Source organism: Streptomyces sp. NPDC052299 (assembly GCF_040679335.1).
Lineage (GTDB): Bacteria > Actinomycetota > Actinomycetes > Streptomycetales > Streptomycetaceae > Streptomyces.
The window spans coordinates 148,194-164,107 of record NZ_JBFAUP010000006.1; the positions used below are offsets into that span (position 1 = coordinate 148,194).

Annotated in this window: 12 protein-coding genes; 7 read left to right on the top strand and 5 right to left on the bottom strand. The window is 65.9% G+C overall.

Going from position 1 to position 15,914, the window contains the following annotated elements; all coding sequences use genetic code 11:
* Positions 1–28: 28 nt before the first annotated feature.
* From AB0L33_RS12515 to AB0L33_RS12540, 6 genes are all read left to right on the top strand, one after another.
* Positions 29–2,893, top strand: coding sequence for a M4 family metallopeptidase (locus AB0L33_RS12515; protein WP_365680389.1), 2,865 nt, complete (start codon positions 29–31; stop codon positions 2,891–2,893).
* Positions 2,894–3,389: 496 nt separating this feature from the next.
* Entirely contained in the window at positions 3,390–5,303 is a 1,914-nt protein-coding gene (locus tag AB0L33_RS12520; RefSeq protein ID WP_365680391.1) for a GMC family oxidoreductase, read from the top strand.
* Positions 5,304–5,381: 78 nt separating this feature from the next.
* A complete protein-coding gene (locus AB0L33_RS12525; RefSeq protein WP_365680393.1) occupies positions 5,382–6,524 on the top strand; it encodes a ferritin-like protein in 1,143 nt (380 codons plus the stop codon).
* A 21-nt stretch (positions 6,525–6,545) separates the two neighbouring features.
* On the top strand, positions 6,546–7,091 hold the full coding sequence (locus AB0L33_RS12530) for a hypothetical protein (protein WP_365680395.1): 546 nt from the start codon (positions 6,546–6,548) through the stop codon (positions 7,089–7,091).
* A 14-nt stretch (positions 7,092–7,105) separates the two neighbouring features.
* Positions 7,106–8,023: a myo-inosose-2 dehydratase gene (gene iolE, locus AB0L33_RS12535; RefSeq protein ID WP_365680397.1), complete on the top strand. Its 918-nt coding sequence runs from the start codon at positions 7,106–7,108 to the stop codon at positions 8,021–8,023.
* Between the two features lie 2 nt (positions 8,024–8,025).
* Positions 8,026–9,018, top strand: coding sequence for a sugar phosphate isomerase/epimerase family protein (locus AB0L33_RS12540; RefSeq protein ID WP_365680399.1), 993 nt, complete (start codon positions 8,026–8,028; stop codon positions 9,016–9,018).
* 430 nt (positions 9,019–9,448) lie between these two features.
* On the opposite strand, the gene AB0L33_RS12545 is transcribed toward AB0L33_RS12540, so the two are convergent.
* Both AB0L33_RS12545 and AB0L33_RS12550 read right to left on the bottom strand, forming a co-directional pair.
* Positions 9,449–10,363 carry a hypothetical protein gene (locus tag AB0L33_RS12545; RefSeq protein ID WP_365680401.1) on the bottom strand — a complete coding sequence of 305 codons (915 nt, stop codon included), beginning with the start codon at positions 10,361–10,363 and terminating at the stop codon, positions 9,449–9,451.
* A gap of 108 nt (positions 10,364–10,471) precedes the next feature.
* Positions 10,472–11,503 carry a hypothetical protein gene (locus AB0L33_RS12550; RefSeq protein WP_365680404.1) on the bottom strand — a complete coding sequence of 344 codons (1,032 nt, stop codon included), beginning with the start codon at positions 11,501–11,503 and terminating at the stop codon, positions 10,472–10,474.
* Positions 11,504–12,364: 861 nt separating this feature from the next.
* Here AB0L33_RS12550 and AB0L33_RS12555 point away from each other — a divergent pair.
* The gene (locus tag AB0L33_RS12555) at positions 12,365–13,402 is read left to right on the top strand and encodes a RelA/SpoT domain-containing protein (protein WP_365680406.1); all 1,038 of its coding nucleotides are present in this window, start codon (positions 12,365–12,367) and stop codon (positions 13,400–13,402) included.
* A gap of 211 nt (positions 13,403–13,613) precedes the next feature.
* Here the strand turns inward: AB0L33_RS12555 and AB0L33_RS12560 are convergent, their stop codons facing one another.
* From AB0L33_RS12560 to AB0L33_RS12570, 3 genes are all read right to left on the bottom strand, one after another.
* The gene (locus AB0L33_RS12560; RefSeq protein WP_365680408.1) at positions 13,614–14,639 is read right to left on the bottom strand and encodes a hypothetical protein; all 1,026 of its coding nucleotides are present in this window, start codon (positions 14,637–14,639) and stop codon (positions 13,614–13,616) included.
* A gap of 134 nt (positions 14,640–14,773) precedes the next feature.
* On the bottom strand, positions 14,774–14,956 hold the full coding sequence (locus tag AB0L33_RS12565; protein ID WP_069742837.1) for a DUF397 domain-containing protein: 183 nt from the start codon (positions 14,954–14,956) through the stop codon (positions 14,774–14,776).
* Complete coding sequence (locus AB0L33_RS12570; RefSeq protein ID WP_365680410.1) at positions 14,953–15,750, bottom strand: helix-turn-helix transcriptional regulator; 798 nt, start codon at positions 15,748–15,750, stop codon at positions 14,953–14,955. Before AB0L33_RS12570 ends, AB0L33_RS12565 begins: the two co-directional genes overlap by 4 nt.
* Positions 15,751–15,914: the final 164 nt, after the last annotated feature.

The following is a 15,914-nucleotide window of genomic DNA, read 5'->3' on the forward strand; positions in this document are numbered from 1 at the left end:
ACGCCCTTGTGGCAACCGGAGGAGCACCGTGCGGACTTCAGCACGCAGACGAGCAGTTGGTTCACAGGGACGCCGCACCGGCGTCGTTGTCGGACAGGGCATAGCCGCGCTGCTGGCCACGGCGGGCCTGATGGCCACCGCCATGCCGGCAGCACACGCCGACACCGCTGCGGGCGCCCCCGCGGCCTCCGAGACCACGCCGGGCAGTGAGACCGACACCCCCTCGCTCGTGACCGGTCTGAACGAGGAGGTCACCGCTACCGGCAGCGCGGCCGACGCCGCCCGCGGCCACCTCAAGGCAAAGAAGGGCCGCTACCACATCGCGGACACCTCGGCGAAGGACCTGGCGGCTGTCGGGACCACCACCGAGAAGGGCGGCAAGGAGACGGTCCGCCTCCAGCAGAAGTACAAGGGCGTCAAGGTTCTCGGCGGCCAGTACGTCGTCCGGATGACGAAGAAGGACGGCAAGCGCGCCGTCACCGGCACCTCAGGCAACTACTTCACCAAGCTGAAGCTGGACACGGTCGCCCCGAAGGTCTCCGAGAAGACCGCGATCGAGCGCGCGGTCGGCGCGGTCACCACCCAGTTCGGTGGCGGCCTCCTGCGTGCCCCGGCCAAGGGCGAGAAGGCCGCCAAGGCCGACTTCACCGGAACGGCGGGCGACGTCACGATCCTCCCGCAGGGCACCGGCGTGCTGACCCGGCACATCACCGTCACGGGCACCAACCCGGCCGACGGCTCGCCGGTCCAGCAGGAGGTGTACATCGACGCGCACTCCGGCTTTCCGGTCATGCAGTACAGCGGCATCCAGACGTTCGGCGCGACGGACACGGCCGCCGGTGCCACCGAGGACTCCGCCGCCCCCGCCGACGCCTCCACCGACGCGGCCGACCAGTTGGTCGTCAAGGGCAGCGGCGTCCGTTACAACGGCCAAAAGGTCGACATCAATCTGTACAAGGACTCCAAGGGTCTTCTGCAGATGATCGACTACAGCAAGCGGGCCGCGGACTCCCCGTACGAGGGCCCCATGATCGCCACGTACGACGCACGCGGCCGTGAGGCGGCCAGTGCTTCCGGCGTCTGGCCCGTCGGCGTCAAGTACTTCCAGCCCGCCACACCGGAGCTCGGCGAGGACTACACCAACTCCGGTGCGGTCGACGCCCACTGGGCGGCCGGAAAGGTGTACGACTACTACAAGAACCACTTCGGCCGGAAGAGCCTGGACGACAAGGACGGCTTCATCTACTCCCTGGTCGGAGTCGTCAGCAACGGCCAGCCGTACAACAACGCCTTCTGGGACGGCGCGAAGATGGTGTACGGCCAGGGCGGCGGTGACTATCGCACCTTCTCGGCCGACACCGACGTCGTTGGCCACGAGATGACCCACGGCGTCGTCACCCACACCGCGAACCTGGTCTACGCGGGCCAGTCCGGCGCCATGAACGAGGCTCTCGCCGACTACTTCGGCAACGCCATCGACTTGGAGGCCAACGGCCAGTCGATGGACGACCCGGACTCCGGTCTTCTCGGCGAAGACCTGTGCACGACGCTGGGCCCGCGCGAGTGCGCCCTGCGCGACCTGAACGACGGTGCCACCACGTCGAAGAACTTCATCGGCGTCACCTACGGCGGTGACAGCGGCGGCGTCCACCTCAATTCCACGATCTTCTCCGGCGCGCTCTGGGACATGCGCCAGGACCTCGGCGCGGAGTTCGCCGACCAGATCGTCTACCGCGCGCTCTCCGCGTACATGACGCCGCTCGACGGCTTCACCGAGGGCCGCGCGGCGGTCATCGCCGCAGCGACGGAGCTGGGCGCCACCAAGGCCCAGCTCAAGGTAGTCACGCGCTCCTTCGACGCGCACGGCATCGTCCCCGGCTGGGAGAAGGCGCTCGGCGTCGACACCGACACGCTCATGTCCAAGGTCAACATCTACAACACCGGCGTCGGCGCCGGCGGCGGCAAGTACGCCGTCTCCCGCTCCAACGAGGACGGCAGCGAGCCGTACTCGGTGTGGCTGGGCAGCACTTCCGGCAAGGGCCAGCCGCAGTTGGTGAGCCCCAACAACGGTGACTACAACGTCTACGCCACCACTGACGGCGAGACTGTGGTCTGGGCCGACTACAGCAGTAACGGCGTCAAGATCATGGCCCGTCCGGTCAAGGGCGGCCTCACCAAGGTGGTCGACGCCATCGGCACCAACGTCTCCGGTCTCGTCGTGGACGGCGACTATGTCGCCTACACCGCCGTCAACCCGCAGTACGGGGTGACCAACGTCCGGTACGTCAACATGAAGACCGGCGAGGTCGGCCTGGTCGACGGCGGCCGTCCGTACAACGTCTCGGGCCTGCCCTCCATCAAGGACGGCAAGATCGCCTACGCCAAGGTGGCCCCGGACTCGAACGGCGACTCGGTCCTCGGCGTGGGCGTCTTCGACGGCGCAACCCACACCACGTCGTCGATGCCCGTCGCCGACAACGTGATGGGCGTCGGCCAGACCGCGATCACCGACGACGGCGTCTTCTGGATCGAGGACGACGACGCCAACGACGACGGCCAGGCCGCCGTGCGCCGCGCGAACCTCGACGGCTCGAACCCGATCACCGTCACCCCGGAGGCCGGCGCGGGCTCCCTCTACGCCTACTCGCTGACGGCCTCGGACGACGCGGTCAACGTCTCGACCGTCCTTCCGGCCACCTGGTGGGCCAACGACACGATGATGAAGCTCTACCAGGTCGCGCCCGACGGCAAGGGCGGCCCGAAGCGCGTCTCCTGCAACCGCGGTGAGCAGGCGTTCGGCGACTCCGACGAGGGCACCCGCGTCGTGTGGCTCGACGGCACCACCGGCTACACCAACCTGGTCAAGCGCGACCGCCCCGCGGGCAACTGCTGACCTGACTCCGTAACACCTTCGCGGCCGGGCTCCTTCGGGAGCCCGGCCGCTCGTGTTTCCCGCCCTGAACCGGACAGGACGCGGCTGCTTCGGTGACAGCGCGTGTCGGCCGAATCCTGCACGAGACCCCCACGAGCCTTTCATCAATAGGCTCAACTGAATTGTCAACCAAGGGAGTTGACATCGACGGGCCGATTACGCCCGATCGATGGGTTTCCCGACGAGATCCCCGCCTCGGTGCGGCGAGTGACGACGTCATATGCAAACCTCGTGCCGAGGCCCCTCCCGGCTCATCGGTGGGCGGAAATCGCTCGCTGCCATGGTTCCCGGCTCGAAAGCACACACCGGGCCGGCTCAATTCACCTTCGGCGGCGGTGCCGGGCCTTCGACAGCCGGTCGATCACCATCCGTTCCGGCGGACGGTGGGAATTTCCACCGGGACGGGTCGGCCAGTAAATCGGGGTGAGGTCACCCCCAGAGGCGACAAGGGGCATCAATGACGCCGTTCGACGACACGGACCCGGTGATCTTCCCGGCGGGGGCCGCGACGCAGACCAGCGCGGCGGAGGCCGCGAGAGGTGAGTGGGACGCCGTGATCGTCGGCGCCGGCATGGCGGGTTCCATCGTCGCCGAGCAGCTGAGCCAGGCCGGCTACCAGGTCCTGGTCGTCGAAGCCGGCCCTGGCAAGGACCTGGACCTCGCGGAGTACGAGTCGTACCTGTCGCGGTTCTACGGCGCGGTCGTCAAGGACAACCAGTCACCGTATCCGTTCAACCCGAACGCCAGGATGCCCAGGAGCACCGACACCATGCCGGTGAATCCGAGCACACCCCGGGACGACTTCTACCTCGTGCAAGAGGACACGTACTGCTCGGACACCACGTTCACCCGAGTCCTCGGCGGCACCTCCATGCATTGGGAGGGAAAAGCGCTGCGCATGCTGCCCGAGGACTTCGACCTGCGGACCAAATACGGCCAGGGACTGAACTGGCCGCTCAGCTATGACGACCTGGAGCCCTACTACCGGCAGGCCGAGGCCGAACTGGGCGTGGCCGCCGAAGTCGAGGACCAGGCGTATCTGGGAATGCACTTCCCGAAGGGGTACGTGTTCCCGATGCACCGCATGCCGCCGTCCTATCTCGACAAGACGGTCGCCCGAGGCGTGGACGGCATGCGGGTCAATGTGGCGGACGACGATTACACCCTCCGGGTGCGGAGTTTTCCGCAGGCCCGGAACGGCGTGCCTAACGCGGCGTACGACGGCGGCAAGGGCTTCGTCCCGGTCGGCGCGGTGAGCACGAACCAGGTGGAAGAGGGCGAGCGCTGCCAGGGGAACACCAACTGCGTACCGCTCTGCCCCGTGCAGGCCAAGTACCACGCGGGAAAGACCCTCACCAAGGCGCTCCGCAAAGGCAACGTCAAGCTCCTGACGCAGGCGGTCGCGTCCAAGGTCGAGGTCAATGAGGAGGACGGCCGGGTCACCGGGATCACCATCAAGCACTACCAGTCCCTCGAATCGAACAGCTACGAGACGTACACGGTCAAGGGCACCGTCTACATCCTCTGCGCGCACGCCATCGAGAACGCACGTCTCATGCTGGCCTCCGACATGCAGCGCATGAGCCGCAGCGGGCTGATCGGCCGGAACCTGATGGACCATGCGTACCTGCTGTCCTGGGGCCTGCTGCCCGAGCCCGCCGGCACCATGCGGGGCACGTCCTGCACGAGCGGCATCACCGACCTGCGCGGCGGGCGGTTCCGCGGCACCCAGGCGGGATTCGGCGTGGACATCCACAACGACGGCTGGGGCTGGGCGACCGGCTCGCCCTACACGGACCTGGTCGAACTCGTCGACAAACAGGGCCTGCACGGAAAGGAGCTGCGCCGGACCCTCGGCGACCGGATCTCCCGGCAGTTGCTGCTGGCCTTCATGATCGACCTGTTGCCCGACAGGAACAACACGGTCACGGTGGACGAGCGGTACAGGGACGCCCTCGACAACCTGAAACCGGTCGTGTCGCTCACGATTCCGCCGTACACCATGCGGGGAGCCGCCTTCGCCCGCAAGCTCGCGTCCGACATCTTCGCGAAGCTGGGCGCGGAGGAGCACACGGAGTACGACAAGGACCGCTACAGCGCCGTCGAGTTCGAGGGCCAGTGGTACAACATCGTGGGCGGCAACCACCTCGCGGGCACCCACATCATGGGCACCGATCCGACGAACTCGGTGGTCGACCACACCCAGCAGTCGTGGGACCACGACAACCTCTACCTCGTCGGGCCCGGCAGCCTGCCCTCGATCGGCACCTCCAACATCAGCCTGACCATGGCGGCGCTCGCCTTCCGCAGCTCCACCCACATCGTCAGGTATCTGCGCGCCGCGAAGGCCCCGGCCACCATCCGCAGCTGAGGCCTTTCGTCCGGATCACGCCGGCGCCCGCGCGCGAAACCGGCCGCCGCAACCGCCACCGCCCACGATTGGGAGAGCATGTCCGTTTCAGAGTCGGAGACGTCCCAGGACTCCAAGATCAAGACCATCGAGGAACTGCGCGAATACCTTTACAAGGGGCTCCAGTTGGAGCACGCGACGCTTCCGCCGTACCTGACCGCCCTCTACTCGCTGCACCCGGGGAAGAACTCGGACGCCTGGCACGTCATCAGGGTCGTCGCCGTCGAGGAGATGCTGCACCTCACCCTGGTCGCCAACGTCCTGAACGCGGTGGGCGGGACTCCGGAGCTCACCAAGCCCGGCTTCGTACCGAACTACCCGACGTACCTGCCGTGTGGTCCCGACTACTTCCAAGTGCACCTCCGGCCGTTCTCGCGCGAAGCCCTCGACACGTTCCTGAAGATCGAGAAACCGGCGCAGGCCGCCGACGAGGAGGACAGGGTCGTCCCGATGGACTGGGTGGCCCTGGGACTGGCGCCCGCCGGAGCGGCGCCGACTTCGGAGGCACTGGCGGAGCTCGTGGAGTCCGGCACGGTCCTCGGCCTCGTCCCCGGCGAGCCCACCCAGCGCTTCCTGAGCATCGGTGAGTTCTACGAGGAGATCATCCGGGGGATCAACCACCTGGAGGACCAGGCCCGGCAGGCGGGGACGACGATCTTCACCGGTGAACCCGCACGCCAGGTGACTCCCGAGTACTTCTACTCGGGTGGCGGCGATGTGATCGAGGTGACCGGTCGCGACTCCGCGGTCGCGGCGCTCACCCTCGTCGCGGAACAGGGCGAAGGGCTGCACGGCGCCATCTTCGACAGCCAGGACGAAATCGCCCACTACTACAGGTTCCAGCAACTGGAGAAGGGGCGGTACTACCAGAAGGGAGACACACCGGGCCGTCCCTCCGGCCCGGAGGTGAATGTCGACTGGGAGGCTGCCTATCCGGTGAAGCCGGACATCAAACTCGCGGACCTCGCGGGAGACCCGGAAATCCTGACAGCGGCCGAGGAATTCAACCGGTCCTACGCCACCTTCCTCACCAGCATCAACCTGGCCTACAACGGTCGGCCCGAACTCCTGCTCAAGGCGGTCTGGGAGATGTTCCGCATTCGCGACAGCATGAACAGGCTCATTCGCAACCCGCTCACCGGGCACGCGGGATTCAACGCCGGCCCCACGTTCGAGATCTAGACCGCCGAAGGAGGAAACACCGTGACGCAAACCGTGACCACAGAAGAGGAACTGCGCGAATTCGTGAAGTTCTCCGCCACTGTCACCGGCTTCAGCGAGTTCGACCTGTGGGGGACCGGACAGGCGGAGGCGTACTACGAAACGGTCGTGGCACAGCAAGGGCCGGACGCGCTCCGGAGGGCGATTTCGTCCGACCTCTCCGCCGTCCCCTCCGATCCGGTGGTGAAGAGCATCATCAAGCTCTGGTACGTCGGCGTCTGGTACGGCCCCGAACTGACGGGCCGCGTGGACGTGGCGGCCTGGACGGCACCCGGACGCAGCGGGGCGAAGCCCGCCGTACCGGATGACAGCCGGCCGGAGGAGAGCCTGTCCGGGCAGGCCGCGCCCGGACAGGAGCAGGCCGGGGAAGACCGCGCGGAAGCCGAAGAACGCAAACCCCCGTTCGTCGTCTCCCCCGACGCCTACACCGAGGGCCTGCTGTGGCGGGCGATCGGTGCCCATCCGGCCGGTGCGAAAGCGCCGGGCTACGGGTCGTGGGCCAATCCGCCCACGCTCGAGAACCACTGAGCGGAGGAAATGCATTGACCAGCACCGTCCCGAACCTGGGCCCCGACAAGGTGTCGCTCGGCGTCACGCCGACCCTGTGGTGGAACGACGACTTCCCCCTGATCGACATCGGAATCCCGTTCGAGCAATGCGTGAGCGAGATGGCGCTCGCGAAATTCCAGGGCTGCAGCATCGGCCACAAATACCCGAAAGACGCCGCAGCTCTGAAGGAAGCGCTGGATCTGCGCGGCCTGAAGGTGTCCGAGCCCTGGGTGAGCACGTATTTCACCATCGGTGAAAAAGACCGGACCGTCGAGAACTTCAAGAGGCAGCTGGAGTTCCTCAAGGAAGTGGGCGGCCGGGACATCGTGGTTGCGGAGTTCGGGCAGTCGTCCCATCTGCAGCCCATCCCCGTCTTCAAGCACCGCCCCCACTTCACCGTCCCGGACTGGGACCTCCTCACCAGCGGGCTCAACGACATCGGCAAGCTGGCCGCGGACAGCGGGATGCGGCTCTGCTACCACCACCACATGGGCACGGGCGTGCAGTCGGCCGAGGACATCGACACACTGATGGCGGGTACCGACCCGGACCTCGTGCATCTGCTGTTCGACACCGGGCATCTCCGGCTCGCGGGCGACGATCCGCTCCGGACCCTCGAGAAGCACAAGCAGCGGATCAAGCACGTGCACCTCAAGAACGTCCGCCAGTCGGTGGCCGAGAAGGTGGAGAACGACCACCTGTCCTTCGAGGAGGGAATCCGGCAGGGCGTCTTCACCGTGCCCGGGGACTCCGAAGGGATGATCGACTTCAGGCCCGTCCTCACCGCGCTGGGGAACGCCGGCTACGAGGGATGGCTGGTCGTCGAGGCCGAGCAGGACCCGGCGGTGGCACGCCCGCTGAAGTACGCCAAGATGGCCCGCACCTACCTCGCCGAAGTCCTGGGATGGTAGCGATGAGCGCGCGCGACATCTACCTCAGCTTCTTCATGTTCACGGTCAACCTGCACCCGGACGACCCCCGGTACACCGAGGTCATCGTCCGGCACATGGAAAAACTGCGGAGCTTCGGGTACGCGGGCTTCGACATGCCGGTCTTCCCGAACGGCACGGGGGACCCGCAGGGCGACGTCATCCGCTACGAAAAGCTCAGGGAAGCGCTCGACACGGCCGGCCTGGCGGACATGGGCCTGACCACCAACGTGGCCACGACGCCGGCGTACAACCCCACTTCGCTGAGCGCCGAGGAACGCGAGGCAGCCCTCGTCTACCTCAAGTCACGGGTGGACATCACAGCGGCTCTGCGCGGCACCATCATGGCGGGCCCCGTGCTCTTCCCGTACAACGTGTTCCCCACCCTCGACGGCAAGCCGCTGTGGAGTGACGCACTGCAGGACTGGCTGCGGCCCCGGTACCGGATCGCACAGCCGCTCTTCGAGGAGCTCGGCGCGTACGCGGCGGAGAAGGGCGTCCAGGTCGCCATCGAACCCGTCGACCACTGGGAGACCCCGGCCCCGAACATGGTGCGCGACGTACTCGACTTCCTCGTCGGCGTACCCGGCCCCCACATCGGCGTGTGCGTCGACAGCTCCCACGTCGTCCTCGGCAGCAGCGGCCCGGAGGCGTACCGGCGCGACATCGAGGACGCCGCCGACCAGCGGCGCCTGCACTACGTCCAGGTGTCCCCGCCGGACCGCGGACAGGTCGCCGACAGCTGGATCCCCTGGCGCGAGTTCCTCGAACCGGTCCTGCCCGTGTACGACGGGCCGCTACTCATCGAAATCTTCAACGCCATCCCGGAGTTCCACGAGTCCTTGCGGCTGACGAGGCGCAAGTTCTGGATTCCGGTGGACGACCAGCCGGTCCCCGGCGTGCCGAGCGCGTACGACGTCGCGGAGGACGCGATCCAGAAGCTCCGTACGGAGCTGGCACCCCTCGAAGGCAGATGATTCCCGGGGAAAGAAGACCGCACCCGGTCCGCCATGGCCGCCGTTCTCGGCGGCCCGCGGACCGGGTGCGGTCATGCAGGCGACCTGACCGGCGAAACCGCGGGTCAGGCGGCCCAACCCGAGATCAGGCCTTCTTGGTCTCCTAGTAATGGGCCGGGTCGGTGACCTGCAGGGATTTTCTCTGCGGGGCGCTGACCTGGCCTTTTGCTGTTGGCTGGCGATGGGGTGCGACGGTCCTGGCCGAGTGTCTTGCGGACTGTGTGCGGACTTGCGCAGGACCGCGAGCGTGGGAGCTACCGGGTGTGAGTCGCTGAGGTGCCTCGTAGTGCTCCTGCACCGGCTGGGGGAGGTTCAGTACGCCGTGCATCGGTTTGGTCGTCGTACGGCACCGGATGCAGCTGTCTTCCTTCGGCGTTCAAGACCACCACGGTCAGGAGCGCCGTATGGCTCCCGACGCGAACAGCTGCACCAGAGTCGAGGCGAGATGCACCGCCATGACCGCCTCCTGCACGGTCTCGTCCCGGGTCTCTTGCAGGTTCCCGTGACGGCTAGTCTGTCCCGTCCACAGCAGGTCCATCATGCTCTCCACAACCGCCAGGCCCTCCACCCCGGACGTGCCGATGATCGGCACGCGGAGCTTTGCCTGCACCTGACGGAACTCCCCGAGCATCGTGCCTAGCGTCGCCTTGGCGTGCTTCGGCTGCAGGGTGGCGTGTGCAGCTGACTCCACCGCCTTGATTGCCTCGCTGTACGCCTTCACCGGATCGGGCTGCAGCGCGTACGCAGCGTCGAGGGCCTGCCGCAGGTGTCGGGTGGCCGAAACGCCCTCGGGCTGGTCCGCTGCCTTGGTGGCCTCGTCGGTGACCGCCGCCACTGCCGAGTCGACGCGCCGCACCAGGGCTCGCCCGTCAGTTCGGATCGTGTAGAGAGAGCCAGCGTCGTTGAGAAGCCGCTGCAGTGGGACGCGATACTGCGTGTCGGGCATGGAGTTCGCCGTGATGAGGGCAGCCTGCCACGCCGGGAGCCCTGCGGTCACCGGCGTGTTTTGCCACCCGCCGGTCGGCACCAGGTCGAGCAGTACGTCAGTAACGTCCAGCAGCTTCTCGGCCGGTGTCCAGTAGGCGATGCGTTCGCCTATGCCGACGTCCTCGTGACCGCTTTCCTCGGTGTGTAGAACGACGTCAATCCGGACGGCGGCCCGCTCGGCGGCACCGGTATACCTCTCGGTCGTGGTGCGGACCCACTCCCTGAGGGGGAGTTCGAGGCTGGCGGGAACGCCGTCCCGCAGGGCACGAGTAGCAGGAGCGTCGCGGGCGGACAGAGGTGTCCACTGGTCATCGGTCACCTGGCAAACGGTAGCTCCGCGAGGTCGTACCGCATACGGGTTTCAGTTCGACCGCGTGCACGGTCTTCCGCGTCCGTGCGGGGACCTCCTGTCACCCGGGGTGCCCTGCTAGTTGCTCTCCGCGTCCGATGGGTCGATATCCGGCTGACTTCGTTGAACAACCTGCCTCTCAAGGTCTCGCTGCCGGATGGTGAGTTCCCGAAGGCATACTTCCATCGCGTCGCTACAAAGTGCTTTGTTGTCTACTTGCCACCGGTACGGCTCGTATCGCTTGCGGGAGTTCGGGACGAGGGCCGATGAATGGGGTGGGTGTATCAGGCCAAAGCTGAACAGGCGTTGGCAACCATCCTCCCAAGCATCGCGTTTGATTCCAAATCTATTTATTCTCGCGCGCCCATAAAGGTAGACGCCGCGGTATGCGTGGGCGTTGGCCGCCCACTGGCTTAGGTATTGCAGGATAAGCCAGGTGGCGATCTCGGAGGGGTTTAGTACCTGGATCCAGCCGTTCAAGAAGAAATCGGAGGGCACCGTAAACGTAGCCTCGGCAGGTTGGTCGAGGGCGGGCACGCTGTAAGTGTCTGGTGTCTGATGCACCCCCCGGCCGGTCTCTTTCATGAGGGAGAACTCCTGGAATAGCCGCCTTCCATTCCGGTCTCGCGGAACTGTCACAAGCGCTTCCGACGGCCCGAGCCCTTCAAGGGTGGTCAGCGCAGACTTGATTTGCCGTACGCGCAGGTCGCCGCCATCCCTGATCTGCTTGGTCTCCGGCATGTAGGTGCGGGACCGCCCGTCATACGCGCCATCGATGGCGATGAAGTCCGACCAACAGCCACGCTGCCCGGAGAGTGGACGCTGATTCGCCCATGAGGATCCGGGAAGTAGGCGGCATTGCGCATCGAAGATCGCCAGCAAGTAGAAGCGCAGTGCGACTCCCCGGGGCAGGACCAGCCGAGACAGCGCTGATTTTCCGTCGGTAGAGGCTTCGACGAAGGGCCTGGTTCGCAGGGCGATCGAGCCGGGCCCTTGGTGCATGGTGTGGTGCAACTTCAGGCCGGCGCTGGCCGCCCCGACTGCTCCGTGGCGGTCCATCTCGGTCAACCGCCTGAGCCTGCGCCTATTCGCTTCGCGGGCGTCAGCCACGCTCCCCTCCTAATTAAAACGTTTTGATCCGCACGGTGGATGGTTCTCTTTCGGGGGCAACGTTTTGATCCTGACGCTTTGATCCGCAAATAAGGGCAGGTAGTTCGCGAGCGAGCGGCCATGCGGATCAAAGCGTTTCGTTGGCCCTTGGTAGTCCCGGTTTGCCAGCTCCAAGATTGAGATTGCTACTCGCCCAAGAGGGCGTAGCCGCATAGCCGTTCGTGTCCATGGGCGAGCAGCCCCGGCATGCGTCCGAGGTCGCTCGATGTGCAGAACTTTCCCAGCAAGGAGCCCTACATGACCAACCGTACAACCCGGGATGAGCGCCCTGAGCGGCTGTCTCACCGCTGGGCGCTCATTCTGACCGCGGCCTGCCTCGCAGGGGCGATCGTCCTCGGACTCGCCGGCCCTCTGGCTGCACTCGGCGCAACTGGCGCGGCGGTACTCGGGCTGGATCAGGTGCTGAGGTAGTAAGGCCGGGCCCGTTTCTATGGGCGTTCCCGCAGGACCTTCGGCATAGCGGTGGTCCGTGCGAAACACGACACCCCCGTACACCGCGGCGTACGGGGGTGTCTTACGGCAGGTCAAGTCGTCGTGATCACTGATCCGACCAGGTGGCTCTCCGAAATCGGCAAGCAGGCCATCTGGCAACGACCGGGCTTGTCGTCTCGGTGGGCGAGGTAAACAATCACACCAGCCAGACGGGCGTGTTCCCCGCATGGCCATCGGGCTCCGCCCAGACCCCGACGGCCATGCGTCCGTCGACCGGTAGCCGCAGGACCGTCTCTCGATCTTCGGGGGGGCACTGACCGCGGAGATAACCACAGGCGGGCGTCGGCGCGGCCCTGTACGGTCGCGACCATGAAGAAGTGGGTGGTCCCTGAGAACTCGAACAACCGCGTCCGACGTGCTAGCCGGACAATCGGTAAGGGGACGGGCACGCCCGAGGAGATCAGGGAGGCGCGGGACGTCTTGAGTAACTACCGTCTCGCCCACGCATTTCCTCTAAATGCGGTGACCGTGACCGTGCGGCAGCGAGCGCTCGACGTGAACCCGAATGCCGTCGTGGCCGAGCGCCGGAAGCGCCTGCCCACGATCTTGGACAAGCTGAAGCGCCACCCCACGATGAGCGTGACCACCATGCAGGACCTGGGGGGTTGCCGGGTGGTCTTCAATACTGTTGCCGAGGTGGAGGAGTTGGTCAGAGTTCTGGTGGACTTGCCGCGGAGCAAGAACCGCGTCAAGAAGGTCTACAACTACCTACGTGATGAACCTGGGCCACGCGACTCTGGCTACCGGGGCGTTCACTTGGTATACGAGTACGGAGCCTCGAAAAGGGAATACCACGGCCTGCGGATCGAGCTGCAGGTGCGTACGCAGCTCCAGCATGCTTGGGCGACCGCCGTCGAGACTATGGATTTGTTCTCGGGCAGTGAGCTGAAGTACGGGAAAGGCGACGCGGACGTGCTCAGGTTCTTCGTCCTGGTCGGCTCACTCATGGCGTACGAGGAAGGCACCACCCCGGTGCCCGGCGCCGAGGGGACGCGGGAGGAGTTGGCAGCCGAGTTGGCGCGCCTGGAGACGGGCGTCGGCGTTCTGGAGAGGCTACGAGGCTACGCGGCGATCGTAGGCGAGCATGCTAAGACGGACAGACGGAACACCCTGACCCTCGAACTCTGGCGGACCGAGGGGCAACTCACAGTGACGGTACACGAGACGCTTGCCGCCGCAGAGGCCCGGATCACTGAGTTGGAGGCATTGGACGACGAGGACTTGGATGCGGTGCTCATCAACATCGCCCGGATCAGCCAGCTGCGCGACGCGTACCCCAACTACTTCGCAGACACCGGCCGTTTCACCGGGTTCGTCGAGGCGTGCCTGAGGCGTTGTGTCAGTTAATGAGTTGGCGGTAGATAATGAGGGATGCGGCTATGCCGACAGGAGGCGCTCAGCGCTCGTAGCGACGGTGTGGGCGTCGGTGTCAGGCCAGCCAGGAGACCGTTCTCCGACGAATTGGCGGTGGCGGCCGAGCCGCCCGGATCCGCTTCGTCCACGACTCTCGGCAGCAATTCGGCTGCGTAGGCGAGCTTGTAGTCGCGCTGGGGAAATCCTACTGCCGCAGGATGCTCATGATTTCGCTTGCTTTGGCAATGGCAGCCCGAGGTCCGTATGCCACCATCGCCGCCAGCACCGCTGCACTGCCGGCCACCACGGCGTCTACACCTGCGGGAAGGCCGAACAGAACGCCGAGGCACAGCGACGCTGCGGCGGCGATCACAACAGCCGTCAGCCGGAGTCCTTCCTTGTTGACCACGGGAGTAGTAGTGCCTTGCAAGCTCTGCGCGGGGAGGAGCGCGCTCACGTTGCCGGAAGCGAAGCTGTTCCCGATCTTGGCCAGTAGCGCGGCCAGGCCGCGGAGCGCTCCATTCCCATTGATGTCGATCTGTGCCTCGGCCAGTTGAAGCTTGGCCACGACGAGAGCAGCGTGTTCCTTCGCCTTCCTCTGCCGTGGGGATCCGCGGCCTACGCTGGTCGTGATGCGATGGACCCGCAAGAGCGAACGCCGAACTGTGGAGCAGGTGTCGTCCAAGTGGCGTAGAGCCTTGGGTCGACCGCTCGTGTCGGAGTGTGCGACTGCGTCACATGCCTCGATCGCAGCCATGATCGAGAGCAGGAGCATGTAGCCCGCGATGGCTTTGCTGTGCCGAGCTGCCCACATTAGAAGTGGCAGCGTCACAGCAGCGAGTATGAGTGCGGATGGCTGCAAGCTCGGCTGTACCTTCCGAGTCTCGATTGTCTTGAGCACTGCTATGACGAGGTCTGCACAACCGAGACCGATCAGGAAGGTCAGCAGCCAATGGCGAAGCTGAACGCTCGCAGCAGTCCTCTTTCCTGCCTCACGGAACGCCTGGATGGGCATGTCCGCCAGGTCAAGGCGAGCCAAAGCCGCAGCCGTTGGCGCCATATCCCTTTCTGCGACTCTGGCGTTCCACGCCGACCACAATGCCTGCAGCGGCCCGATCCGGCGTGCGGTCGACGCAAGGATGCGGTAGACCAGCACCACAAGCGAGGCCAGGAGTACACCTCCCACCACCGACCGCTGTATCGCGGCTGCGCGCTCCCAGTCAAAGCTCATGTGGGGATCCTGGCGCAGAGCACGGACGACCGTGGCGGTTCTGGTTGATCAGTGCAGTGTCGACTCGTCCCGGTAAGCCCCTCAAGGCAGAAGGCCCCCCTCGTGCGAGGGGGGCCGTCGGGCAGCTTCGAGCGTCACTTCATCGAGCTGATGAAAGCCGTCCAGGCCGGCCGGGAGGTGTTCAGCTCCGGACCGACCTCGTCCTTGTGCTTGGAGTCGCGGACCATGACCTGAGGCAGGTTGTCCGCGACCTCCACGCACGCGTCGTTGCTGGAGCCGCTGTACGAGGACTTGCGGTAGGTCGGCTGCTCGCTCACTTGAACCTCTTCAGTACTTCGTGGATTCGGCCGGTGGAGTCACGGGCGCTCAACGCCTCCTCGGCAAGGCGATCATAGACCCGCTGGTACTGCATGACCGTCGCTGTTTCCTCAGAGTAGCTACCCGTTCCGAAGCCTTCTGTGTACGTGGCCCGCCGGCCGCTGTTGAGGGTGAGGAGGGTGAACGATCCGCTGACGATGGCGGCCGTGAACGGCAGAACCCGGACGCTGATGTTCGGCTGCTCCTGTGCCTTCAGCAGGTGCTCGAGCTGCTCGCGGGCGACCTCGGGTTCCCCCATGTCGCAGTGCAGTACGGCCTCGTAGATGATCGCCGTCAGCCACGGCTGATGCTCTCCGCTCAGCACGCGGCGAGCGCGTTCCATGCGCTGGTCCACGATGTGCTGGATGCGCCGGGGATCGCCGGCTTGTCCTGCCAGTACCAGGGCTCGGGCGTACCCGGGTGTCTGGAGAAGGCCGGGAACTATCAGGCCGAAGTCGTAGAGCATCGTTGCCTCGGGGAGGCGGCGGATGTAGGGCCTGGCGTAGTCGTTGACGTTCTCCTGGTTCAGGATGCGGACCAGGTTGACGAGGGAATCGGGGTCGAGGCCCAGGGTTCCTTCGAGCTTTTGCGCCAGGTCGGTGTCGGGCGGGACCTCGCCCGTCTCGACCTCGGAGATCCGGCTCTGCGACGTGTACGTGCGCTTGGCGACGAATGCCTGGCTCCAGGGTGCGTCCTTGAAGTCACCCTTCTCCTTGGCCTCCTGCTGTCGCCGCAGGCGGGCGTCCTGAACCATCCGCCCGATGTACTGCTCCAGCCCCTGACTTGGGTCTACATCCCTCGTCTTTGTCATATGCCGGATATCCCGATCGCCGCCCGGTACTCAACTCCTAGTGATCGTAGGGCTACTGGCGGCATCTTGGGAGGGTCGAAGGAAGGCAACGAATCGCCGGGACGCAG